This is a genomic window from Zhouia amylolytica AD3 (assembly GCF_000511935.2).
GTDB classification, from domain to species: domain Bacteria; phylum Bacteroidota; class Bacteroidia; order Flavobacteriales; family Flavobacteriaceae; genus Zhouia; species Zhouia amylolytica.
Genome location: NZ_AYXY01000022.1, coordinates 1 through 22274, shown reverse-complemented (window position 1 = coordinate 22274; position 22274 = coordinate 1). Strand labels below are relative to the sequence as shown.

The following is a 22274-nucleotide window of genomic DNA, read 5'->3' as shown; positions in this document are numbered from 1 at the left end:
AAAAGTAATAAAAACATGGCTTAGAACGGATAATTTATTCCAATATTCAAAACTGCATTTCGGAAGTTATATTCGTTAAACCACCTTTTGTCTTTTTCTAATGCCGGATTGTATGTTTTGAATCCGGTGTCTAATCTGATTACAAAGAAACTGAAATCATATCGAACTCCAAAGCCAGATCCAATAGCTAGTTCTGATAGTGATTTGAACCCTTCAAATACCCGCTCTTCACTTTCAACTTCATCTAACACGTTCCAGATGTTACCGGAGTCTACAAAAAGGGCCCCTTTTAAATCTCCTAAAATGTTAAATCGGTATTCTAAGTTAAAGGCTATCTTGAAGTTAGCTTCGTTGTAGTCTTCAAGATTGTCCGTTCTTCCAGGCCCTAAAGAGTAGGGTTGCCAGGCTCTGTTATCATTAGATCCACCAGCAAAGTAACTTCGTATAAAAGGTATGTTGTTGGAATTGCCATAAGGAATAGCAATACCTGTGAATGCCCTGAAGGCAAGCGTATTGGTTTTAAAAACACGCCAGTGTTTTATGAAGTCAAATTCAGATTTTACGTATTGTGAATAGGGAACTCCAAATACCAGATTGTTGCCGTTTTCATCCTCGTCGAAAGGAAATATAGACGCAATTCCTGATAAAAGATTCCCGGCTAATTCAATTTTAGTTCTAAATTGATAGAAATTGTTATCGGTGTAACTCTTCCTGTTGTTTTTAGTGTATGTGAAGTTCGAAGCAAAAATTAAATTGTCGGTCGTAAGCCGCTCCTCTTGTTCGGCAATGCTGCTGAACTCTTCCTGATCTTCTATGTTGTTTAAAACAATATCACCATTGTCTACAGCATTTATAAAAGCATTGGTTCCTTCAGGAATGACAAGTTGAGGCGATTCGGTATCAGGTTTGTAAAATTCAGGATATTGATTTTCATAAGGTGCAGCTAAATCGTTTAAACGATCATAGCTGTTGCGGTATACCAAATAATAGCGCTCTGGATTCAGGTTTTTAACAAATTGAATATTAATGAGTTCGAATATGTTCTTCTGATAACTCGAAGGATCCCAGGTGTACCGCAATAAACTGTTTAAGCTCTGTTTGTCTAATCCAATATTTTTTTGGGTGGTGATACCTGCCGATAAGCGTGTATTTGGATTCATGTATTTTGGAACATACTTGTCTGTGTTAAACGGTAACAGGAATCTTGGGAAGTTTAAGTTGATGTCTCCTCCAAATTCAAGAATATTAAAGAATGGGTCATCCTCATCTCTGAGCTCCCGCGATGATCCTATCGTTCCTTTTAGGGCTAACTCCAAAGTTTCAGCACCTCTGAAAACATTTCTGCTTAAAAGCGACGTTCCAAAAGACATTCCAATGTCTTGGATGTTCGAATGTGATATATCTGTATTTAGACCTAAAGAGAATTTAGGTCTTGAAGTAATATAAATGTTTGAATTTAATTTAGAATCCGAACTGTCTGTATAAGTATATTCTATCGTCGGATATCTGAAAATTTTAAGGTTGCTTATTTGCCGGTAGGTTAACGTTCTGTCCTGGTCCTTGTATATGTCTCCCGGAATAATAGCAACCGCATCGGTCAATGCTTTAGGTTTGTAACGAAGCTCGTCCTTGTAGTAGATGGTGTAATTATCGTATTGTATAGTGTCTGTATAGGCGCCGATGTTGGTGTCCGTAAAAATGTTTACGTTATTAATACTGTGTACCTTATAAGGTATTTCTCTTAAAGAGTCACCAACGCGTTCATAGGCATTGTCAATTATGATTGTGGTAGGCATTTGGTAGTCCTCATTGGCCACAATAGTATCTCTTTGGATATCGTAGGTTATGGAGGTTCTTTGAAAACGATATATACCGGAATTGAGATATAGGTCATTCAGTCGTTCCCGTTCAGCACTGAAATTGTTTAAGTTGAATTGATCCCCCGATTTGATTATGGATAGATTCTGATGTGCCCTATAAATAGAATCCAGAACATCTGAAACGATCTCTGTGGTTAATGAATCAATGATGTAAGGTTCACCCGTGTTAATTTTATAAGAGATTTCGGCTCTCTTTCTTTTTCGTTTTGTGGTGTCGATCTCAAAAGAAGTAGTGTTGTTGAAATAGCCAAAATTGTAGGCGTACTTGCTGAGCCTTTCTGAAGACTTTTCAGCTTCTTCTTCGTTAATAATTACAGGAGCTTCCCCAGAGTTTCTCAACCAATTATTGAAATCTATTTTGTATTCAGCTAAACGAATTAATTGCTTTTCCGAAAGCACACTCTTCCAAAAGTTTGCAGAATCTAATTGTTTCTGTAATCGGGCAAGGTAGATAGAGTCTGAGTTCTTCTTGGCAAGATTGTAAATGGCTAGCCTTAAAGGACTGTTGGGTTTTTGCGAAATAAGTCCATCGAGTTCTTCGTTTTTGATTTTCTCGTCATTAATATAAATGGTGTTTTTAGTAAGGAGTAATTCACCATCTTCAACACGTTTTACCGCATTACATGAAGAAATCAGTAATATTATCAGGAATACCGTTATTTTTGAAAAAAAGTTTTTCAAGCAGATCTTAGTTTTGTCATTAGAGCTTTTGGTTATGTATTTCGATAATTTAATAACGATAAAAAATGTTAATCGGAATAATAGTGGCAAATTTGCAAATTATTTTCAATAGTTAAGTGCTTTTAATAGCTGAAAATACATTATTTAAATGGTTGCTAAAAATGAAATTAAGCTTGTAAAGAGTTTACAGCAAAAAAAGTACCGAACTTTAAACGGCCTGTTCGTAGTTGAAGGAATAAAAGGGATTGATGAATTTTTAAACTCTGATTATAAGCTGGAACGGCTTTATGTAACAGATGATTCCCTTTTTGAAAATGTCGACGATGAAAAAACACCAATAAAGGAGGCTGATTTAAAGCGTATGAGTTCCCTTAAAAACCCGAATAAAGCGCTTGCGTTATTCCAAATGAACAAGGTAGTTGAGGAAATAGGTGAAGAGGGATTGGTGCTGGCACTTGATGAGATAAGGGATCCTGGGAACCTCGGAACTATCATTCGTCTGTGCGATTGGTTTGGAATAGAGCATTTGGTGTGCAGTGAGGAAACGGTGGATTGCTTTAATTCAAAAGTTGTACAGGCAACAATGGGGTCGTTGACTCGTGTAAATATTGTTTATACAGATCTTTTAGATTTTATAAAGAAAACTAATTTGCCGGTTTTTGCTGCAGATATGCATGGCAGCAATGTCTATAAAACCGAGTTGCCTGATACAGGAATTTTGGTGATGGGTAATGAGGCAAACGGGATTTCTGAAGCCATAATGGATTCGGTTCAGTTTAAGGTAGCAATCCCTCAATTTGGAGCATTCCAAAAAACAGAAAGTTTGAATGTAGCTACAGCAACAGCAATTTTATTGAGTGAATTTAGACGTACACTTTAATTATTCGAAAGTAAAGTTTACGAACACTCCTCTGGAATACATATTGTTCAAATTTGAAGTCCATGGACTGTTAGGGTCGTTGTCCGGAATCAGCTCATCCGATAAAGCAAAAACTCCTCTGACCGATGGGGAAAATTTAAAGTAGGGAAGGTAGAAGTCTACCCCAAATCCCAGTTCATAGTATAATGTGTTCTTCTTCATTCGGAAAGTGCCACCCGAATTATCTTCCTGACTGTCAAATTCACTGCTTAAATTGATGGAACCGGATACACCGCCAACTAAATACGGTTTAAAATTACCCAACCTTTTAGTGCCGACTTTAAGAAGGAGCGGAAAATGAATATAGGTAGAAGCAACCTCTCTTTTGTAATCGTTAATGTCTGAGAACCCCGGAAAGCCTAAATCACGCTTGTTGTAATATAGTCCGGGCTCCAGTCGTAAATCTAAATAATCGTTGATTCTCAAATTTCCAATTAATCCAACATTAAATCCTATAGATTTGGCGACCAAAACATCTCCTTCGTCATTAATGTAGTCGAATTTAAAGTCGTATTGATTAAACCCTAAGAAGTATCCCCAATGAACGGTTTGCTTGTCAAAGTTTTCCAGGTTCATAATTGGGTCTTCATTAAAAATTCTAAGTTGGGCAGTTCCCTCAGTTAAGAAGCAACATATAAAAAGGAGGCAAAAAAAATATTTTTTCATTCGTTCTTGCTTTTTTAGCCCTGTGAAATAAATAAAACTTTTATCATTTCGAAAGTAATTTTGTCAAAAATTGAAATTACTGATAAAGGTTTGCCTTTTCCACATGGTTTATTTAGAGGCTACATAAATAGATGCTGCCCCAAAAGTTTGTGGTTTATCTTCCACATTAATAAACCCGATTTTTCTTAAAATATTGTTGAAAGCTTCACCATGAGGAAACATACTTGCTGATTTAGATAAATACGAGTATGCCGATTTATCTTTTGAGAATACTTTCCCTATCACTGGAAGAATAGCATTGGTGTAAAATTGATACCCCTGTCTGTAAGGTGTTTTGGTGGGTACAGAAGTTTCCAGAACAACAAAAGTTCCTCCAGGTTTTAGTACCCTGTATATTTCAGAAAGGCCTTTTTCAAGGTTTTCAAAATTTCTAACTCCAAAGGCAACTGAAACGGCGTCAAAACTATTATCATCGAAAGGAAGTGCTTCACTGTCTCCGATAACCATTTCTATCTTGTCGTCCAGATTAAGTCTTGAGACCTTTACTTTACCAACCTCGAGCATTCCTGGAGAAAGATCCAATCCTACGATTTTTTTTGCACTGGTGTTTGCAAAGCTTATGGCTAAATCGCCCGTTCCGGTAGCGATGTCTAAAATGCTTTCAGGTTTTGTGTCACCTATTATTTTTACGACTTTCTTTCGCCATTTAATGTCAATGCCAAAGGAGATAACACGATTAAGCCCATCGTATTTTCCCGAGATATTATCAAACATTTGGGTAACTTGCTCCTTTTTGCTTAAGGAAGAGTCTTTATAAGGGTTGATTTTTTTAGACATGCTTTTTTAAACTTTCGGCAAAGATAGTATATTGATAACTTCTATTCACGTTTTATACCCATTAGGTTTCTATTTTGGTTGGTTTATTTACTTAAGTTATAAACCCTTGGTGAGTAGTTTAGTGATAATGTATTTTTACTATATATTTGCATAGAATAATTGTGTATTCATTCATAGATGAAAATTATTATAGCAGGTGCTGGTGAAGTAGGTTTTCATTTGGCAAAATTATTGTCATACGAATCCCAGGACATCACACTTATAGATACAAATAAAGAAAGTCTCGCTTACGCAGATACTCATTTAGATATTAAAGTTTTAAAGGGTGATGCAACCTCTATAGCCGTACTTAAAGATGCCCGTGTAGAAAGTTCCGATTTGGTAATTGGAGTTACAGCAACCGAAACTACCAATATAACCTTGTGCTTGTTAGCGAAACAATTAGGGTGTACGCGTACTATTGCGAGAATTTCAAACACGGAATTCATTCATAATAAGAATGAAATCGGTTTTGCTGAATTAGGAATTGATGAATTGATTTCGCCTGAGCAATTAGCCGCTGAAGAAATTCAATTATTGCTGGATCAATCTGCATTCAACGATAGTTATGAGTTTGAAGGTGGGGCCTTAACCATGGTAGGAACCTCATTGCAACATACAGCTCCGTTTATAGGGAAAACAGTTAAGGAAGCGGCTTCTATTTTTCCCGAACTGCATTTTGTTCCTATAGCCATTCAGAGATTTGGAACTCAATATACTCTTATTCCAAGAGGAGATACTGTTTTTAAAGAAGGAGATCAAGCATATTTTGTTACTTCTGAGGCAGGAGTGAAGGAATTGTATAAACTTACCGGGAAAACGAAAGAGGAGATAAAAGATGTAATGATCCTTGGGGGGAGTAAAATCGGTTATAAAACCGCCAGAGATCTTTGTATTAATAAGTTTAGGGTGAAGCTTATTGAAAAAGATAAAAACAAATCATTCGACCTTGCCGATTTATTACCAAATGCCCTTATTATTAATGGAGATGGTAGAAATGTTGAGTTGCTGGAAGAAGAAGATATTGAAGAAATGGATGCTTTTATCGCTGTAACAGGTAATTCCGAAACCAATATCATGTCATGTTTGGTGGCTAAATCCCGAAATATTAAGAAAACAATTGCCTTGGTTGAGAACATGGATTATTTCCAGCTTTCACAATCAATAGGTATTGATACGCTGATTAATAAAAAGCTTTTAGCAGCGAATAATATATTCAGACATATACGAAAAGGAGAAGTAGTAGCACTAACCCGATTAAATAATCTGAATGCTGAAATCCTGGAGTTTATTGTAAAAAGAACTTCAGAAGTAACAGGAAAGAAAATAAAAGAGCTTGATTTTCCAAGGTCTGCTGTTATTGCCGGTGTAATTCGCGATGGAAAAGGAATGATAGCCTTAGGTGATTTTCAGATTAAGGATGGCGATCGTGTAGTGGTATGCTGTTTACCGCGATCAATAGCTCGTATTGAAAAACTATTTTTATAATTCTAGGTAATGGCAAAAAGGCTGAATACCAAAATCATTTTTCACTTAATGGGATTGTTGATGCTCTGTAATGGAGTGTTCATGCTGTTGGCCTCTGTTGTCAGCGCTATCTATAAGGATGGGGTTACCCTGGAAATGTCTTTTGCCGGAATAAGCACCACCCTTTTGGGTACGCTTTTTATGTTTGCTACCAAAGAGCATAAAAAGGAGATTAAAAAGCGTGAAGGGTATATGGTAGTGACCTTTGGATGGGTTTTCATGACAATTACCGGGATGCTTCCCTATTTATTTACAGGAGCAATTCCCGATATTACCAATGCGTTTTTTGAGACCATGAGTGGTTATACCACTACCGGAGCATCAATACTGGATGATATTGAGTCTTTGCCGGAGGGTATTCTATTCTGGCGTAGCATGACTCATTGGATTGGGGGAATGGGGATTATTGTACTGGCAATTGCGATTTTGCCGTTGCTGGGGATAGGAGGAATGCAGCTCTTCGCTGCAGAAGCACCGGGTCCAAGTGCCGATAAACTGCACCCCAGGATTACGGATACAGCAAAGCGTTTATGGTTGATTTATGTTGGCTATACATTGGCGGAAACCTTACTGTTAAAACTGGCTGGAATGAGTTTCTTCGACGCTGTTAATCATTCGATGGCAACCTTGTCAACAGGTGGTTTTTCTACTAAGAATGCCAGTCTTGCTCACTGGAATCATAGCCCAATTATCCAATATATAGTAATACTTTTTATGTTTTTGGCAGGTACGAACTTCGTCTTGAGTTACTTTGCCTTTAAAGGAAAAATTCAAAGGGTTATTAAGGATGATGAGTTTAAATACTATTTCAGATTTATAATTGCATTTACTGTTATTTCGGCATTAGTGGTATATTTCCAGGCTAATGTAGAGTTAAGTGAATACCATCCGATGGTCTGGGGAGAAGGAGAGAGTGCCTTTAGACATGCCTTGTTTCAAGTAATTTCTGTGGTGACGACTACGGGCTTCGTTACCGCTGATTTTACCAGTTGGACTACCTTTTTAACAGTGTTTTTCTTTGGCCTGATGTTTTTGGGAGGGTCTGCAGGATCTACCTCAGGAGGTGTTAAGGTGGTAAGGCACATGTTGATGATAAAAAATGGATTGCTGGAGTTTAAAAGAACATTGCATCCAAATGCCGTGATTCCGGTTCGTTATAATCGAAAAATGGTTACAGAGAACATCATATACAACATATTAGGCTTTTTTATCTTATATATGTTATTGTTTATAATAGGTGCTCTGGTGCTGGGATTTTTAGGTCTTGATTTTGAAACGGCGATCGGTGGTGCAGCTTCTTCCTTAGGAAATGTTGGTCCTGCCTTTGGTCAGTTACACCCTTTGGCTAACTTTAATAGCTTACCGGACCTGGGCAAGTGGTGGTGTTCATTTTTGATGTTATTGGGTAGGCTTGAATTATTTACAGTGTTAATACTGATGACACCTTATTTCTGGAAACGAACATAGTAATAGAGAGATAGCTTCTTAAGAGTATATATAAAAAAAGCCTTGTTTCGTAGAAACAAGGCTTTTTTAATTTTATAAGATCCGGAAACTATGACAATGCTTCTTTAATTCTGCCAATTGCTTCTCTTAATTCTTTTTCTGAAGCAGCATAAGATATTCTAATGCAATTTGGATCACCGAATGCTTCACCTGTTACGGTCGCTACATTGGCTTCCTCAAGAAGGAGCATAGCGAAATCAGATGCGTTGTTTATTTTTCTTCCTTTTACCGTTTTACCAAAGAAGGATGAGATGTCAGGAAATACATAAAAAGCACCTTCAGGTACATTAAGTTTAAATCCTTCGATTTCTTCAAGAAGTCCTAAAACTAAATCACGTCTTTTCTTGAATTCGTCTATCATGAATTGGATTTTACTTACCGGAGCATCAAGAGCTGCAATAGTAGCTCGTTGTCCGATAGCATTTGCGCCACTGGTTACCTGTCCTTGTATTTTATTACAAGCTCGGGCAACAAACTCAGGAGCACCGATAAAACCAATTCGCCATCCGGTCATAGCAAACGCTTTAGATACACCATTAACAGTAATGGTACGATCGTACATCCCGTCAATTTCGGCAATACTCGTATGACCTTCTCCGAAATTAATATGTTCGTAAATCTCGTCAGAAACGATATAGATGTCCGGGTGCTTTCTTAAAACAGCCGCAATGGCCTCCAGCTCTTCCTTACTGTAAACCGAACCTGATGGATTACAAGGAGAGCTATACCAAAGCATTTTAGTTTTAGGGGTAATGGCAGCCTCCAATTGTTCCGCTGTCATTTTAAAATCATTTTCTATAGAAGTTGAAACTTCTACAGGAATCCCTTCGGCTAACTTTACAATTTCAGAATAACTAACCCAATAAGGTGCAGGTAAGATAACTTCGTCTCCTGGATTGATCATTGCAAGAGCTACATTCGCAAGCGATTGCTTAGCTCCTGTAGAAACAACAATTTGGTTAGGAGTGTATGTTAGATTGTTATCTCTTTTAAATTTATTGATAATAGCCTGCTTAAGGTCAGCATATCCATCTACCGGTGGGTAGCTGCTGTAATTTTGATCGATAGCTTCTTTAGCAGCTTCTTTGATAAATTCCGGAATATTGAAATCCGGTTCACCTAAACTTAAGCCTATAATATCTTTTCCTTCAGCTTTAAGTTCTCTGGCTTTTGCAGCCATAGCTAGCGTAGCAGATGTAGCCATATTTACTACACGCTCTGATAAATGCTCTTTCATTGGTGGTTAATTCAGCTTTAATTTGATTTAATTAATATGCCATCTTTGGCTTTCTACCTAATTCTTTAAGGTGTTTGAAATGCGAAATTATAGCTTTTCTTGTACTTCTGTACTCGTTGTAAGGTAGATTGAACTCTTTCGCTGTTTCTCTAACAATTTTAGAAATATTTGTGTAATGTATATGACTGATGTTAGGGAAAATATGATGCTCTACCTGGTGGTTAAGACCACCTGTAAACCAATTAACGATTTTGTTCTTGGTAGAGAAGTTTGCTGTGGTAAATAACTGGTGAATAGCCCAGGTATTTTGTATAGAACCATCTTCCTCAGGAAGAGGGGTTTCAACTTCTTCAACAACATGTGCCAATTGAAAAACGATACTTAAGATCAATCCTGCAGTATAGTGCATAGCAAAGAATCCGATAAGAACCTTCCACCAGGCAATGTCGAGGATAAGCATTGGTAATACGATCCAAATAGTCATGTAAATGATTTTGGTGATAACAAGTACACTCCATTCTTTAGCCGGACTTGGGAACTTACCGTATGAAAGTTTTCTCTTAAGATAGTTTCTCATTTGTTTAAAGTCCGTTGTGATAGCCCAATTAAGAGTTAACAATCCATATAAGAATACGGAATAGTAATGTTGAAACTTATGGAATCTATGCCATTCGGCATGTTTTGTAAAACGAATAATTCTTCCGGCATCAAGATCCTCATCATGTCCGTGAATGTTTGTGTAAGTATGGTGTAATACATTGTGTTGTACTTTCCAGTTGTATACATTTCCTGCCAGGATGTAAATACTGCTACCCATTATTTTATTAAGCCATGGTTTGGAAGAATAAGAGCCGTGATTACCGTCGTGCATAACGTTCATCCCAACACCGGCCATTCCAATACCAATTACAATGGTCAATAGTAATTGTAACCATTGATTCATGTCTATGGTTAAAATTAAAAAGTAAGGAGTAAGGAAGATTAAGAACATGATAATGGTCTTAAAGTATAACTTCCAGTTTCCTGTTTTCTTTATATTCTGTTCTTTAAAATAACTGTTTACTCTTTTGTTAAGCGTTTTAAAAAACTGCGTCTTGTCTCTTCTTGAGAATCTAATTGTGGGTGTATTCATAATAATAAGTTAATCTCTTCTTCTACAAATCATTTTCAATATAACGCATCTGCCAGATTATTATTGACCGGTCTAAATGTATTATGGGGCCAAAAATAAAAATTATAACTGGTTAATAAGTATATTTTATTCTAAACTTAAGCCAACAAAATGGTACTTTTGTTAAAATTTTCATGCATGTCTACAGAACTTATATTAAAATACTTTCCTGAAATAACGGAAATTCAACAAAATCAATTCAATCAGCTGGAAGATTTATATAAAGAATGGAACGCTAAAATAAATGTAATTTCGAGAAAGGATATAGATCAGTTGTATGAAAGGCATGTGTTGCATTCACTGGGAATCGCAAAGGTTCAGCCATTTGTGCCAGGATCTAAAGTGCTGGATGTTGGAACCGGTGGAGGTTTTCCGGGAATTCCTCTGGCAATTCTTTTTCCGGAAACTGATTTTTACCTGATAGATGCGATAGGTAAAAAAATAAAAGTAGTTCAAGGGGTTGCAGAAGCGCTGGGGTTGAAGAATGTCAAAGCAGAACATATCAGGGCTAATAAAGTGAAAGCTCAATTTGATTTTATCGTGAGTAGGGCGGTTACCAATATGCCTGATTTTGTAAAATGGGTAAGAGGGAAAATAGCGAAATCCCAGAAACACAAATTGAAAAACGGAATACTATACCTGAAAGGAGGCGATTTGACTGAAGAATTGGAGGTGTACGAAACGGTGAAGCTGTTCCAGCTAAAGGATTACTTTGATGAACCTTTCTTTGAAACCAAAAAAGTAGTATACCTGCCTATGAAATATAAATAGGTTTTAAATTTTCAACAACTCATAGTATTCATTTTTCCAGGTATAAAGATGATGCCTGATGTACTTTTTTATTCTGGAAAACATCGATGTAGCTTCCTTTTGATGTTGTTTTTTAAGGAAGTTTTCTATTTGTTGAAACTCTTCATTGATGTCCTTAATTGCGTCGGAAAGTACTATTTTTTTTGAGTTTTCTTCTATGTGGAAATCTTCGCCTTCCAAATTTTTTTCAAAGACGGTGTATTTAATGTTTACAATACAATATTTGTCATTTGTTTCCATAATTAAGGGATTTTTCAACACCTTTAAATTACGTAATAAACATTAAGTTTACAATTAATTAACGTTAAATTTACATAAGAAGATCTTGATTATGTTTCCTTAAATAAAAAAAAGCCCGGTTAAACCGGGCTTTTTTGAAATGAATTTATGTTTTTATTCTCCTAAGAAAGGATATCTGTAATCTACAGGTGTAACAAAGGTCTCTTTAATTAATCTAGGAGAAACCCAACGTAAAAGGTTCAATGGAGAACCAGCTTTGTCATTGGTTCCTGATGCTCTCGCTCCACCAAATGGTTGTTGTCCTACAACAGCTCCAGTCGGCTTGTCATTAATATAAAAGTTACCAGCGCAATTTTGAAGTGCCTGAGTCGCTTCCTCTATTGTGTAGCGATCATTGGAGAAGATAGCTCCCGTAAGGGCGTATTCAGAAGTCTGATCAACCAATTTCAAGGTTTCACTCCATTGATCATCCTCGTATACGTAAACTGTTACAACCGGTCCGAAAAGCTCAGTTGTCATTGTTTCATACTGAGGATTCGTGGTTAATATTACGGTTGGCTCAACAAAATAACCAGTAGATTTGTCGCAATGACCACCGATAATAACATCAGCTTCATTACTCTCCTTGGCTTTGTTAATGTAGCTCTCAAGTTTATTGAAAGAACCTTCGTGGATAACAGCAGTAATAAAATTACTCATGTCTTCTGGTGATCCCATTTTGAAAGAGGCTACATCTTCTTTTACGAAATCTAATACTTCCTGAGCTATTGACTTAGGAAGGTAAACTCTCGATGCGGCACTACATTTTTGTCCCTGAAATTCAAAGGCACCTCTGGAAATGGCAGTTGCCACCTGCTTAGGTGTTGATGAAGGGTGAGCAATGATGAAATCCTTACCACCAGTTTCACCTACGATTCTAGGATAAGTCTTGTAGTTGTGAATGTTGTTTCCGATTTTTTGCCAGATGTTTTTAAATACTGTTGTTGATCCGGTAAAGTGGATTCCAGCAAAGTCAGGACTTGCCAATACCGTATCTGTAATCATTTCAGGATCTCCATATACAACATTGATAACTCCGTCAGGAACACCAGCTTCTTTTAAAACATCGACGATCACTTTTGCTGAGTATATCTGACTGTCGCTAGGCTTCCATACAACCACACAACCCATCAACGCTGCACTTGTAGGTAGGTTACCCGCAATAGCAGTAAAGTTGAATGGAGATACAGCGTAAACAAACCCTTCTAGTGGACGGTATTCAACTCGATTCCAAATTCCTTCCGAAGAAATTGGTTGATCGTTGTAAATTTGAGTCATGTACTCAACGTTGAAACGTAAAAAATCAACGATCTCACAAGCTGAGTCTATTTCAGCCTGAAAAATATTTTTTGATTGCGCAAGCATGGTTGCAGCATTCATTTTGTCTCTGTAAGGACCCGCGATTAAATCTGCAGCTTTTAAAAAGATGGCAGTTCTTTGCTCCCATGAAAGGTTAGCCCATTTTTCTCTGGCTTCAAGCGCAGTACTTATAGCTTTATCTACATGTGATTTTTCAGCAAGATGATACTCGCCTAATATATGTTGATGCTCATGTGGGGGAGACATGGTCCTGGTATTACCTGTTCTAATTTCTTCTCCATTGATATAAAGCGGAACATCTACTTTACTGTTGTAGAATTCTTTATATTGTTTCAAAACGGACTCTCTTTCAGGAGTACCCGGAGCATATGACCTTACTGGCTCGTTTACAGCCTTAGGAACATGGAAAAAACCTTTTGACATAATTAACTCTATTTTTACTGTTTATATAATTTTGGCCAAAGGTAATAAACCTCAAACGTTTGAAAAACAAAAACAACCAAAAGGTTGTGGTTAGTTTAAAGCAAAAGGAGCGTAGAGCTTAAAGGTGGGAATGTAAACCCGGAATTTTCTGGTTGATGTGAAATTTACCATATCGTAATAGCCTCGCATAGAGCCAATTGGAGAGATTAATAAGCAGCCGGAACTGTAGGTGTGGGTCTCGCCTGGTTTTAATACAGGTTTTTTTCCGATAACTCCCTCACCATCTACCACTTCAATGTCATTGAGTGAATCAAAAATTTGCCAGTGCCGGGCAGTGAGTTGAACCGTGTCTTTACCTTGATTTTCAATGGTGATCTTATATCCAAAGGCAAAGTTAATGTGCTGGTTTTTGAAGAAGGTTCCTTCAAAACTAGTCTCTACAGAGATTTTAATGCCTTTTGTGATCTGTGTAACCATCATTTTAATAGGTAATTGCGCTTGCTAAAAACAAGATAGTTATAGCAATAACTGCTAAAATAAAAAAAAATGAGTTTAAAATGGTGAATTTAACAATAGTTTTAAATCTACCTTGCTGATAAAAGTTTCGCATGGCCTTATAAAGGTATAAGAGAAACAAGATCAGGGCAATAGATATCGCTGAAAGTTCTGCGATATTGTCAATTATAAAGGCAATCGTAATAAGTATGATGAAAGTGGTTTGAGTGTGAAAACTAAAAACCAAATGATCCATATAGGTGAAATTTCTTCTTAAATATAGCAACCAGATGAATACCGCAAACACCGGAAGGAAAAAGAATATCATAAACGGAACTCTTGAAATAAGAGTGTTTACAAAAGTTCCGGGTTGTCGCTCTATTCTTACGATGCTATGGGCTACGTTAAAAGAGAGCTTGTTCTCAAAACTTGAATCTATTTGTAATGTATCTAATGCTTTTTGGTAGGTGAAAAAATATTTATTATTAATTCCTCTTTCAAACAGTCCTGCTTTATAGATAAAGCGATTTAATGAAGATGGCATGTTGTTGATAGAGTCGAAGGTTTTTTTCGGATTTTTAAGCGTGATAAAGTCTCTCTTTTTTAGATTAGAGGCTAATAGAGTGCTTGCTTCCTTTAATGGTTTTTCATCTTTTTCAGCAAAAATTGAATCTCTTTCTCTGGAATCATTTGAGTTAACAATGTTGATAAAGTTTTGGTCTTCCATTGCGAGATCTAAATCAGAGAAATCCCTGGTGAACCCAAAAACAAAGGCATATATAATGGCCGCACTAAGAAAAAACCTAAATGGGTTGGCGTAAGTCATACGCTTTCCTGAAATGTACTCCCTGGTAATCTTACCTGGTTTGAATAGTAGGGAACTCATAGTTTTTCTGAATCTGGAATCGTAAGAGATAATAGATCCGAAAAATTCTATGATTAAATCTTTGAAGGTGATCTTCTTGGTAGAATTCATTTGAGAGCAATGCGGACAGTATTTATCACTCAAATCAAGTGGATGATTGCAGTTTAGGCATTGGTTGCCTCTGTACTTTAATTGGTATCTCCCTTTGTATTCTGAAGGTATGCTCATTGTTTGGTTATGTTAGTTGAGTTGGCTGATCCGATTCCAATGACACTGTCATAATTCTGACCAAAATTACGATAATAGACAATAACTAAATATTCGTTTTCCGTTTCTGAATGATTTCCACTAAAATAATGGAGATCTTTTTTTCCTTCTTCATCAACGAGAATATATTTATAGTTGTAAAACCCTTGTTTGAGTAGGATGCTACCCTCCATTAAGTTGTGCTCCTCATTGTACGCTAACTTGTTTTCTTCTGACAATTCATAATTATTAAACTTCCCGTAAATATACACCTGGTTAAAGCCAAGTTTATTCTCGTAAGGGATGCTGAAATGAACATTGGCATAATCTGCCTGGTAGCTGTTTTCGCTTTCTAAAGACGAAATTCTATAGTCTCCGTTAATGTCAGGATTGTAGGTGTAGAGTTGATTGCTGCGATCTTCGTCGGTATATAGGTGATGTTCGTAAATGTCGTTTAGTTCAACGTGTCTGATTTTATTCGCAGGAACCCGTATGTCCTTGTTTTCAAAATATAAATATTCATTACCGCCATTAAATGCAGTTTCCTTATCGTATTTATAGGTGTATTGATTTCCCGATATAAACTGAGGTTTGATGTTTTTAATTGCGGTGTCCCAATGGTAGTTTTTAAGAATCACGGTTTTAAGTTCTTGTTGTGGGTTTACGATGTTTAGGTTGTTGGTGTTGACCGTATATTGTACTACTTGTTTTGAATTGATGAGGTTTAAATCCCGCGATGTTTTGATCGTAACCCCTACGCTAACAGCGTTTTGATACACGATGAATCTTCTCGAAAACATGAGTTCGTCATAACTGTTAAATATTTTTAAAATGTAGTTGCCACTCCGTGTTACCCTGGTTTGCTGGTTTGGGATTTTTAGTTCGTAATGCGTGTAGGGTTTTAGAGTTGCAACAGAATTACGGTAATTTGTGATGCGCTGGTTGTCAAGGCCTTTTAAGTATTGAGATTTCACAATGTCAGAAGGCTTCCAGTCGAAGTCGCAATGTTCAATTTTATAATAGTAGTCCGCTTCGTCAGCATACAGGTCGTCAAAAGTGAGGGTGATTAGGTCGTTTAGCCTCACTATGGGAAACTGGTCAGCCTCGTTACTTCCTTTAAATATAATGGTTTTGATGTAATCGGGAGGTGCAACTTCTTTTTGTTTTTGAGCTTGTGTTAATAGGGGGTTATGAAGGGTGAATAATAGTATTATCAGTAGGTGTTTCATGATTTTGAACTTTAACTGTCAAATATAGTTAAAAAGAATACTTTGATAAGCTGTGTTGTCGAACCCGAAAAATGTAGCCTTTTATTATGGAAAGAATCTTTTAATTCATAAATTTGCAGCGATTTTGAATTAACCTGATTTCAATTAGACGAGTAGTATGTCAAATGACATTAAGATTAAGAAAGGCTTAAATTTAAAGCTTAAAGGCGAGGCAGAAAGACTGATTTCTGATGTGCCTAGATCTAAAACCTTCGCTATAAAACCTACCGATTTTCACAATGTAACTCCTAAAATGGTTGTAAAACCAGGTGATGCTGTTAAAGCAGGAGATGTGATTTTCTTTTCTAAGTATAGCGATTCGGTAAAATTTGTAACTCCGGTGAGCGGAACGATCTCCGAGGTAAAAAGAGGAGCTAAAAGAAAGATTCTTGAGGTGATCATCGATGCAGATGCAACAGATGATTACAAAGAATTTGGGGTGAAAAACCCAGCTGATCTTTCTTCAGAGGAGATAAAGACTCATTTGTTAGAATCCGGATGTTGGCCGTTTATCAAGCAACGTCCGTATGATGTGATTGCTAATCCTGAAGACAGTCCTAAAGCTATCTTTATTTCAGCGTACGCTTCTGCTCCTTTAGCAGCAGATATCGAGTTTATTCTGAAAGATAGAAAAGAAGACTTCCAGGCAGGGATAGATGCATTGTCAAAACTAACAACGGGTAAAACCCATTTGTCTGTAGACAAAAATGCTAATTCATTTTTGAATGAAGTTAGCGGGGTTGAAATCCATAAAGTTTCCGGGCCACACCCTGCGGGGAATGTTGGAGTACAAATACATCACATAGATCCTATTAACGCAGGAGAACGTGTATGGGTTGTTAACCCTGAAGACGTAGCAATTATTGGATCCTTATTCAGGACCGGTAAATTTGAAGCTACCAGAGTTCTTGCTGTAGCTGGTACTGAAGCTCCTAAAGCACAGTATTTCAAAGTTAAGATAGGAAGTAACGTTAAAGATGTTATTGGAGCTGTTCCTGCTTCTGTTAGAATTATCAGCGGAGATGTTCTTACAGGAGATAAAATAGGAAACAATGCTGCTGTTGGCTATTATCATAATACAGTTACACTGATTCCTGAAGGGAATGAGTATCGTATCTTCGGTTGGTTGCCATTTAAGGACAATAATATTCCAAGTATGTCCAGAACTTCTTTGGCATGGTTATTCCCAAATAAGAAATATAAGGTGAATGCAAACCTGAACGGAGAAGAAAGAGCTTTAGTTGTTACCGGAGAAATGGAACAAGTAATGCCTATAGATATTTACCCGATGCAACTGATTAAAGAATGTATGATTGGGAATATCGAGAAGATGGAAAATCTTGGTATCTATGAAGTTGCTCCTGAAGATTTTGCATTAATTGATTATACATCTACTTCTAAGTTAGAGGCACAATCAATTATTCGAGGAGCGTTGGACTTAATGATCAAAGAAGTTGGTTAAACAAATAAGTAACTATGAGTTTTTTAAGAAATAAATTAGATCAACTTAAGAAGCCTTTCGGAAAAGGCGAAAAGTGGGAGAAGTTTGCGCCAGCCGTAAATGCATTCGATACTTTTCTTTTTGTACCTAATCATACCACTAAAAAAGGTGCTCACATAAGAGATGCAGTAGACTTAAAAAGAACGATGATTACAGTGGTCATCGCCTTATTACCTGCATTGATTTATGGAATTTATAATACCGGATATCAACATTTCACCCAATTAGGAGAGTCATTCACTTTTATGGATGCGTTTCTTCATGGAGCTGCCAAAATAGTTCCAATGATTGTTGTTTCTTATGTGGTAGGTTTAGCAATAGAATTCGCTTTTGCAATTTATAGAGGTCACGAGGTTAATGAAGGGTATTTGGTTACCGGGTTGTTAATTCCGATGATCATGCCAGTTGATATTCCGTTATGGATGGTAGCTGTATCAGTTGCATTTGCTGTTTTAATCGGTAAAGAAGCCTTCGGTGGAACAGGAATGAATATTTTGAATCCTGCACTAACGGCAAGAGCATTTGCATTTTTTGCATATCCGACTTATATGTCTGGTAACAAAGTATGGGTTTCAGAAGCAACGAATGTAGACGCAATTTCAGGAGAAACTATTCTTGGTAGTTTGGCAGCCGGAAGAGATGCAGGTTATGATATGTGGAGCATGTTTGCCGGATCTATTCCAGGTTCGATAGCAGAAACGTCAACCTTATGGATCCTTGTAGGTGCCGCTATATTAATACTTACCGGGGTAGGTAGCTGGAGAATTATGATAGGAGGAATTATAGGAGCTGCATTTATGGGACTTCTATTCAATCTTTGGGGTGTTAATGCATTAATGAGTTTCCCTTGGTATCAACACTTAATGGTAGGTGGTTTTGCTTTTGGTATTGTATTTATGGCAACAGACCCTGTGTCTGCCGCACAAACCTTTAAAGGGAAATGGATCTACGGGATATTAGTCGGAATCTTTTGTATCATGATTCGAGTATTTAACCCTGCGTATCCGGAAGGTGTAATGCTTGCTATTTTATTAATGAATGTCTTTGCTCCAACAATCGATCATTATGTGATTGAGGCAAACGTTAAAAGAAGAAAGAAGCGTCTGGAGGCAGCAAAAGTTAAAACAGCATAACGATGAACAGAGATAGTAATATATATATATTTTCATTTGCGGCGATAATGGTTGTGATAGTGGCTTCCGTATTATCATTTACAGCAGTGTCATTAAAACCACGTCAGCAAGAGAATGTAAGAAACGAAAAAATGCAAAGTATTTTGCATACCATCGGTGTCGAAGTTGAAAGAGATGGAGCTCAGGCTAAATATGATGAATTCATTAAAGAAGAGCTTTCTCTTAAGGCAGACGGAACGGTGGATGAAAGTGTAGATGCTTTTAAAATAGAACTTAACAAAGAGCTTAAGAAGCCTGTGGAAGAGCAAAGATTTCCACTGTTCGTAGCTGATGTAGATGGTGAGAAATTTTATATCGTGCCATTGAGAGGAGCTGGACTTTGGAATGCAATCTGGGGTTATATATCTTTAAAAGAAGATATGAACACCGTGAAAGGAACAATTTTCGATCACGCAGGTGAAACACCAGGACTTGGAGCTGAAATAACTCAATCTTGGTTTCAGGAGCGTTTTGTGAATGAAAAGATTTTTAATGCTAATGACGAGCTTGTCGGAATAGCTGTTCAAAAAGGATATAGTGGTGGTAATGATAAAGATGATAATGCAGTTGATGCTATTTCAGGAGCAACCATTACTGGAGATGGAGTGACAGATATGATTAAAGAGCGTCTGTTACATTACGTACCGTATTTTGAGAAAAATAATTCTAAACTGGCTATAAAATAATTGTCATGGGAAAAGATAAAAACAAGACTTCAAAATCTCCGGTGGTTCTTTTTGTAGGAGAAGAAAAGGAACCTCTTTTTTCGAAGAAAAACAGAGAACTGTTATCAGATCCTTTAAATGATAACAACCCGATTACTGTACAGGTCCTTGGGATATGTTCTGCCCTGGCAATCACAGTTCAATTAAAACCATCAATAGTTATGGCTATTGCCGTAATGTTTGTGATGGCATTTGGTAACATTATCATATCCCTTATCAGAAATTTGATACCAAACCGAATTCGAATTATCGTTCAGTTGGTAGTAGTGGCTGCATTGGTAATTCTGGTTGATCAGATTCTAAAGGCTTTCGCTTACGATGTTAGTAAACAACTTGCAGTATTCGTTGGTTTAATTATTACCAACTGTATTGTAATGGGACGTCTGGAAGCATTTGCCTTGGGTAATGGTGTGTGGAAATCATTTTTGGATGGTATAGGTAACGCTGCAGGATATGGTCTGATTCTAATTGCTGTTGCATTTTTCAGAGAACTTTTGGGTTCTGGTAAATTGCTAGGGTATGAGATATTAGGACATAAGGGTGTTACTATGGCAGAATCTACCGGTTTATATGCATTGGGTTACGAAAACAACGGTTTGATGTTGTTATCTCCAATGGCATTGATTACTGTAGGGGTTATTATATGGGTTCAGCGTTCTAGAAACAGAAAGCTAATCGAAAAGAACTAAAGTCTCAAGACATTAAAAATATTTAGTAATGGATTACGTAAATTTATTTGTTAGGAGCATATTTATCGAAAACATGATTTTCGCCTATTTCTTAGGAATGTGTTCTTACTTGGCAGTATCTAAAACAGTTAAAACTGCAGTTGGTCTTGGGGCGGCTGTAATATTCGTTTTGTTTGTAACTGTTCCTTTAAACTATTTATTGGATAATTACCTGCTTAGACCGGGTGCATTAGCATGGTTGGGTGAGGAATACGCTAATATAGATCTTAGCTTCCTTTCGTTAATTATGTTTATTGCCGTGGTGGCATCAATGGTGCAGTTAGTAGAGATGATTGTAGAGAAGTTCGCTCCGGCACTATATGGAGCGCTAGGGATATTCCTTCCGCTTATCGCCGTTAACTGTGCAATTTTAGGAGGTTCGTTGTTTATGCAACAAAAAGACTTCAGCGCAGTTTCGGAAGCAGCAGTATATGGATTAGGATCTGGGATCGGATGGTTTTTAGCGATTTTAGCGATCGCTGCTATTCGTGAAAAAATCACCTATTCAAATGTTCCTGCTCCTTTAAGAGGGTTGGGTATAACCTTTATTATTACAGGGCTTATGGCACTTGGTTTCATGAGCTTTATGGGAATTAAATTATAAATCTGTTTATAGAAAGAAAGTATGGATTATTCAGTAATCTTAGCCAGTCTAGTAGTATTCTTAGTATTGATTTTTGCTTTAGTGGCTATTCTTCTAGGGGCAAAGGCCAAATTGGTTCCTTCTGGTCCTGTAACATTAAAAATTAATGGAGAAAAAGATGTAGAAGTATCTTCCGGTGGAACCTTACTTACTACACTTGGAAATAATAAAATCTTCTTGCCTTCTGCATGTGGTGGAGGAGGTACTTGTATTCAATGTAAGTGTGTGGTAACAGAAGGTGGTGGAGAACCACTTCCTACAGAAGTACCGCATTTTACAAGAAAAGAACTTGCTGAAGGTTGGCGTTTAGGATGCCAGGTAAAAGTGAAGCAAGACATGGTAATTGAAGTGCCTGAAGAAGTATTTGGTGTGAAAAAATGGGAAGCTGAGGTTGTAAGAAACTATAACGTGGCTTCATTTATTAAGGAATTTGTAGTGCGTATTCCTGAGGATATGGATTACGAGCCAGGTGGATATATTCAGATTGAAATTCCTCCTTGCGAAGTTAAATATGCCGATGTTGATATTACTGCACACCCTGAGGAACACGACGATCCTAAGAAATTCCAAATGGAATGGGATAAGTTCAACCTTTGGCCATTGGTAATGAAAAATACCGAAACCGTAGAACGTGCATACTCAATGGCCTCTTATCCTGCAGAGGGAAGAGAGATCATGTTGAATGTTCGTGTTGCTACACCGCCATGGGATAGAAATAAAAATGGATGGATGGATGTTAATCCTGGTATTGCTTCATCTTATATTTTTGCGAGAAAACCTGGAGATAAAGTTACTATTTCAGGACCTTACGGTGAATTCTTCATCAATCCTAGTGATTCTGAAATGCTTTATGTTGGTGGTGGTGCAGGTATGGCACCGATGCGTTCGCACTTATACCACCTTTTCAAAACCTTAAAAACAGGTAGAAAAGTTACCTATTGGTATGGAGGTCGTTCTAAACGTGAATTGTTCTACATGGAACACTTTAGAGAATTAGAAAGAGAATTCCCGAACTTTAAATTTTACATTGCGCTATCTGAACCTTTAGAGGAAGATAACTGGAAGGTTAAAGATGGTTTAGATGGTGAAGGTGATGGTTTCGTAGGATTTGTTCACCAGGTAGTAATTGATAATTATTTAAATCATCATGATGCTCCTGAAGATATAGAATTCTACTTCTGTGGACCACCACTTATGAATAAAGCAGTGGAAAAAATGTGTGATGACTTTGGAGTACCACCAGAAAATGTTCGTTTCGACGACTTTGGAGGATAATAAAGTCAAAGTATAAAATATAAAAGCCGATCGTCAGATCGGCTTTTTTTATTTGGTATGT

General features: G+C 37.0%; 20 protein-coding genes. 10 read left to right on the top strand and 10 right to left on the bottom strand.

Going from position 1 to position 22274, the window contains the following annotated elements; genetic code table 11:
- Positions 1–20: 20 nt before the first annotated feature.
- Entirely contained in the window at positions 21–2561 is a 2541-nt protein-coding gene (gene tamL, locus P278_RS09895) for a translocation and assembly module lipoprotein TamL (protein WP_038266540.1), read from the bottom strand.
- A gap of 148 nt (positions 2562–2709) precedes the next feature.
- On the opposite strand from tamL, the gene P278_RS09890 reads away from it, so the two are divergent.
- A complete protein-coding gene (locus P278_RS09890; RefSeq protein WP_038266091.1) occupies positions 2710–3441 on the top strand; it encodes a TrmH family RNA methyltransferase in 732 nt (243 codons plus the stop codon).
- On the opposite strand, the gene porT is transcribed toward P278_RS09890, so the two are convergent.
- Together porT and ubiE are read right to left on the bottom strand one after the other, a co-directional pair.
- Positions 3442–4146, bottom strand: a complete 705-nt coding sequence (gene porT / locus P278_RS09885) for a type IX secretion/gliding motility protein PorT/SprT (RefSeq protein WP_038266089.1) — start codon at positions 4144–4146, stop codon at positions 3442–3444.
- Positions 4147–4254: 108 nt separating this feature from the next.
- A complete protein-coding gene (ubiE, locus tag P278_RS09880; RefSeq protein WP_038266086.1) occupies positions 4255–4983 on the bottom strand; it encodes a bifunctional demethylmenaquinone methyltransferase/2-methoxy-6-polyprenyl-1,4-benzoquinol methylase UbiE in 729 nt (242 codons plus the stop codon).
- Between the two features lie 177 nt (positions 4984–5160).
- Between ubiE and trkA the strand changes: the two genes are divergently transcribed.
- Complete coding sequence (gene trkA, locus P278_RS09875; RefSeq protein ID WP_038266083.1) at positions 5161–6510, top strand: Trk system potassium transporter TrkA; 1350 nt, start codon at positions 5161–5163, stop codon at positions 6508–6510.
- A 9-nt stretch (positions 6511–6519) separates the two neighbouring features.
- Positions 6520–8016, top strand: a complete 1497-nt coding sequence (locus tag P278_RS09870) for a TrkH family potassium uptake protein (protein WP_235444278.1) — start codon at positions 6520–6522, stop codon at positions 8014–8016.
- A gap of 88 nt (positions 8017–8104) precedes the next feature.
- Here P278_RS09870 and P278_RS09865 read toward each other — a convergent pair whose 3' ends face one another.
- Complete coding sequence (locus P278_RS09865; protein ID WP_038266081.1) at positions 8105–9292, bottom strand: pyridoxal phosphate-dependent aminotransferase; 1188 nt, start codon at positions 9290–9292, stop codon at positions 8105–8107.
- Between the two features lie 31 nt (positions 9293–9323).
- Entirely contained in the window at positions 9324–10424 is a 1101-nt protein-coding gene (locus P278_RS09860; RefSeq protein ID WP_038266078.1) for a fatty acid desaturase family protein, read from the bottom strand.
- A gap of 177 nt (positions 10425–10601) precedes the next feature.
- Between P278_RS09860 and rsmG the strand changes: the two genes are divergently transcribed.
- Positions 10602–11234, top strand: a complete 633-nt coding sequence (gene rsmG / locus P278_RS09855; protein WP_038266076.1) for a 16S rRNA (guanine(527)-N(7))-methyltransferase RsmG — start codon at positions 10602–10604, stop codon at positions 11232–11234.
- A gap of 3 nt (positions 11235–11237) precedes the next feature.
- Here the strand turns inward: rsmG and P278_RS09850 are convergent, their stop codons facing one another.
- The 5 genes from P278_RS09850 to P278_RS09830 form a co-directional block, all read right to left on the bottom strand.
- On the bottom strand, positions 11238–11513 hold the full coding sequence (locus P278_RS09850; protein ID WP_038266073.1) for a hypothetical protein: 276 nt from the start codon (positions 11511–11513) through the stop codon (positions 11238–11240).
- 153 nt (positions 11514–11666) lie between these two features.
- A complete protein-coding gene (gene pruA, locus P278_RS09845) occupies positions 11667–13295 on the bottom strand; it encodes an L-glutamate gamma-semialdehyde dehydrogenase (RefSeq protein WP_038266071.1) in 1629 nt (542 codons plus the stop codon).
- A 90-nt stretch (positions 13296–13385) separates the two neighbouring features.
- Positions 13386–13772, bottom strand: a complete 387-nt coding sequence (gene apaG, locus P278_RS09840; protein ID WP_038266536.1) for a Co2+/Mg2+ efflux protein ApaG — start codon at positions 13770–13772, stop codon at positions 13386–13388.
- A 4-nt stretch (positions 13773–13776) separates the two neighbouring features.
- Positions 13777–14883, bottom strand: coding sequence for a DUF3667 domain-containing protein (locus tag P278_RS09835; RefSeq protein WP_038266068.1), 1107 nt, complete (start codon positions 14881–14883; stop codon positions 13777–13779).
- Complete coding sequence (locus tag P278_RS09830; RefSeq protein ID WP_038266065.1) at positions 14880–16130, bottom strand: type IX secretion system plug protein; 1251 nt, start codon at positions 16128–16130, stop codon at positions 14880–14882. The genes P278_RS09835 and P278_RS09830 overlap by 4 nt, the downstream gene beginning before the upstream one ends.
- A 157-nt stretch (positions 16131–16287) precedes the next feature.
- Here P278_RS09830 and P278_RS09825 point away from each other — a divergent pair, with 157 nt between their 5' ends.
- The 6 genes from P278_RS09825 to nqrF are packed head-to-tail and all read left to right on the top strand — an operon-like array spanning position 16288 to position 22213.
- Positions 16288–17631 carry a Na(+)-translocating NADH-quinone reductase subunit A gene (locus tag P278_RS09825; protein WP_038266062.1) on the top strand — a complete coding sequence of 448 codons (1344 nt, stop codon included), beginning with the start codon at positions 16288–16290 and terminating at the stop codon, positions 17629–17631.
- Between the two features lie 14 nt (positions 17632–17645).
- Positions 17646–18803: an NADH:ubiquinone reductase (Na(+)-transporting) subunit B gene (locus P278_RS09820; RefSeq protein WP_038266060.1), complete on the top strand. Its 1158-nt coding sequence runs from the start codon at positions 17646–17648 to the stop codon at positions 18801–18803.
- Between the two features lie 2 nt (positions 18804–18805).
- A complete protein-coding gene (gene nqrC, locus P278_RS09815) occupies positions 18806–19528 on the top strand; it encodes an NADH:ubiquinone reductase (Na(+)-transporting) subunit C (RefSeq protein ID WP_038266057.1) in 723 nt (240 codons plus the stop codon).
- Between the two features lie 5 nt (positions 19529–19533).
- On the top strand, positions 19534–20256 hold the full coding sequence (locus P278_RS09810) for an NADH:ubiquinone reductase (Na(+)-transporting) subunit D (protein WP_038266056.1): 723 nt from the start codon (positions 19534–19536) through the stop codon (positions 20254–20256).
- A gap of 28 nt (positions 20257–20284) precedes the next feature.
- Complete coding sequence (gene nqrE / locus P278_RS09805; protein WP_038266055.1) at positions 20285–20899, top strand: NADH:ubiquinone reductase (Na(+)-transporting) subunit E; 615 nt, start codon at positions 20285–20287, stop codon at positions 20897–20899.
- 21 nt (positions 20900–20920) lie between these two features.
- Positions 20921–22213 carry an NADH:ubiquinone reductase (Na(+)-transporting) subunit F gene (gene nqrF, locus P278_RS09800; RefSeq protein ID WP_038266052.1) on the top strand — a complete coding sequence of 431 codons (1293 nt, stop codon included), beginning with the start codon at positions 20921–20923 and terminating at the stop codon, positions 22211–22213.
- The last annotated feature ends 61 nt before the right edge of the window (positions 22214–22274 follow it).

Coding starts and splice junctions, on each gene's coding strand:
- P278_RS09830 (WP_038266065.1), bottom strand. CDS start 16,130: ATGAAACACCTACTGATAATACTATTATTCACCCTTCATAACCCCCTA.
- apaG (WP_038266536.1), bottom strand. CDS start 13,772: ATGGTTACACAGATCACAAAAGGCATTAAAATCTCTGTAGAGACTAGT.
- pruA (WP_038266071.1), bottom strand. CDS start 13,295: ATGTCAAAAGGTTTTTTCCATGTTCCTAAGGCTGTAAACGAGCCAGTA.
- P278_RS09865 (WP_038266081.1), bottom strand. CDS start 9,292: ATGAAAGAGCATTTATCAGAGCGTGTAGTAAATATGGCTACATCTGCT.
- P278_RS09850 (WP_038266073.1), bottom strand. CDS start 11,513: ATGGAAACAAATGACAAATATTGTATTGTAAACATTAAATACACCGTC.
- ubiE (WP_038266086.1), bottom strand. CDS start 4,983: ATGTCTAAAAAAATCAACCCTTATAAAGACTCTTCCTTAAGCAAAAAG.
- nqrF (WP_038266052.1), top strand. CDS start 20,921: ATGGATTATTCAGTAATCTTAGCCAGTCTAGTAGTATTCTTAGTATTG.
- P278_RS09810 (WP_038266056.1), top strand. CDS start 19,534: ATGGGAAAAGATAAAAACAAGACTTCAAAATCTCCGGTGGTTCTTTTT.
- P278_RS09870 (WP_235444278.1), top strand. CDS start 6,520: ATGGCAAAAAGGCTGAATACCAAAATCATTTTTCACTTAATGGGATTG.
- P278_RS09820 (WP_038266060.1), top strand. CDS start 17,646: ATGAGTTTTTTAAGAAATAAATTAGATCAACTTAAGAAGCCTTTCGGA.
- P278_RS09860 (WP_038266078.1), bottom strand. CDS start 10,424: ATGAATACACCCACAATTAGATTCTCAAGAAGAGACAAGACGCAGTTT.
- rsmG (WP_038266076.1), top strand. CDS start 10,602: ATGTCTACAGAACTTATATTAAAATACTTTCCTGAAATAACGGAAATT.
- nqrE (WP_038266055.1), top strand. CDS start 20,285: ATGGATTACGTAAATTTATTTGTTAGGAGCATATTTATCGAAAACATG.
- P278_RS09890 (WP_038266091.1), top strand. CDS start 2,710: ATGGTTGCTAAAAATGAAATTAAGCTTGTAAAGAGTTTACAGCAAAAA.
- P278_RS09825 (WP_038266062.1), top strand. CDS start 16,288: ATGTCAAATGACATTAAGATTAAGAAAGGCTTAAATTTAAAGCTTAAA.
- porT (WP_038266089.1), bottom strand. CDS start 4,146: ATGAAAAAATATTTTTTTTGCCTCCTTTTTATATGTTGCTTCTTAACT.
- P278_RS09835 (WP_038266068.1), bottom strand. CDS start 14,883: ATGAGCATACCTTCAGAATACAAAGGGAGATACCAATTAAAGTACAGA.
- trkA (WP_038266083.1), top strand. CDS start 5,161: ATGAAAATTATTATAGCAGGTGCTGGTGAAGTAGGTTTTCATTTGGCA.
- nqrC (WP_038266057.1), top strand. CDS start 18,806: ATGAACAGAGATAGTAATATATATATATTTTCATTTGCGGCGATAATG.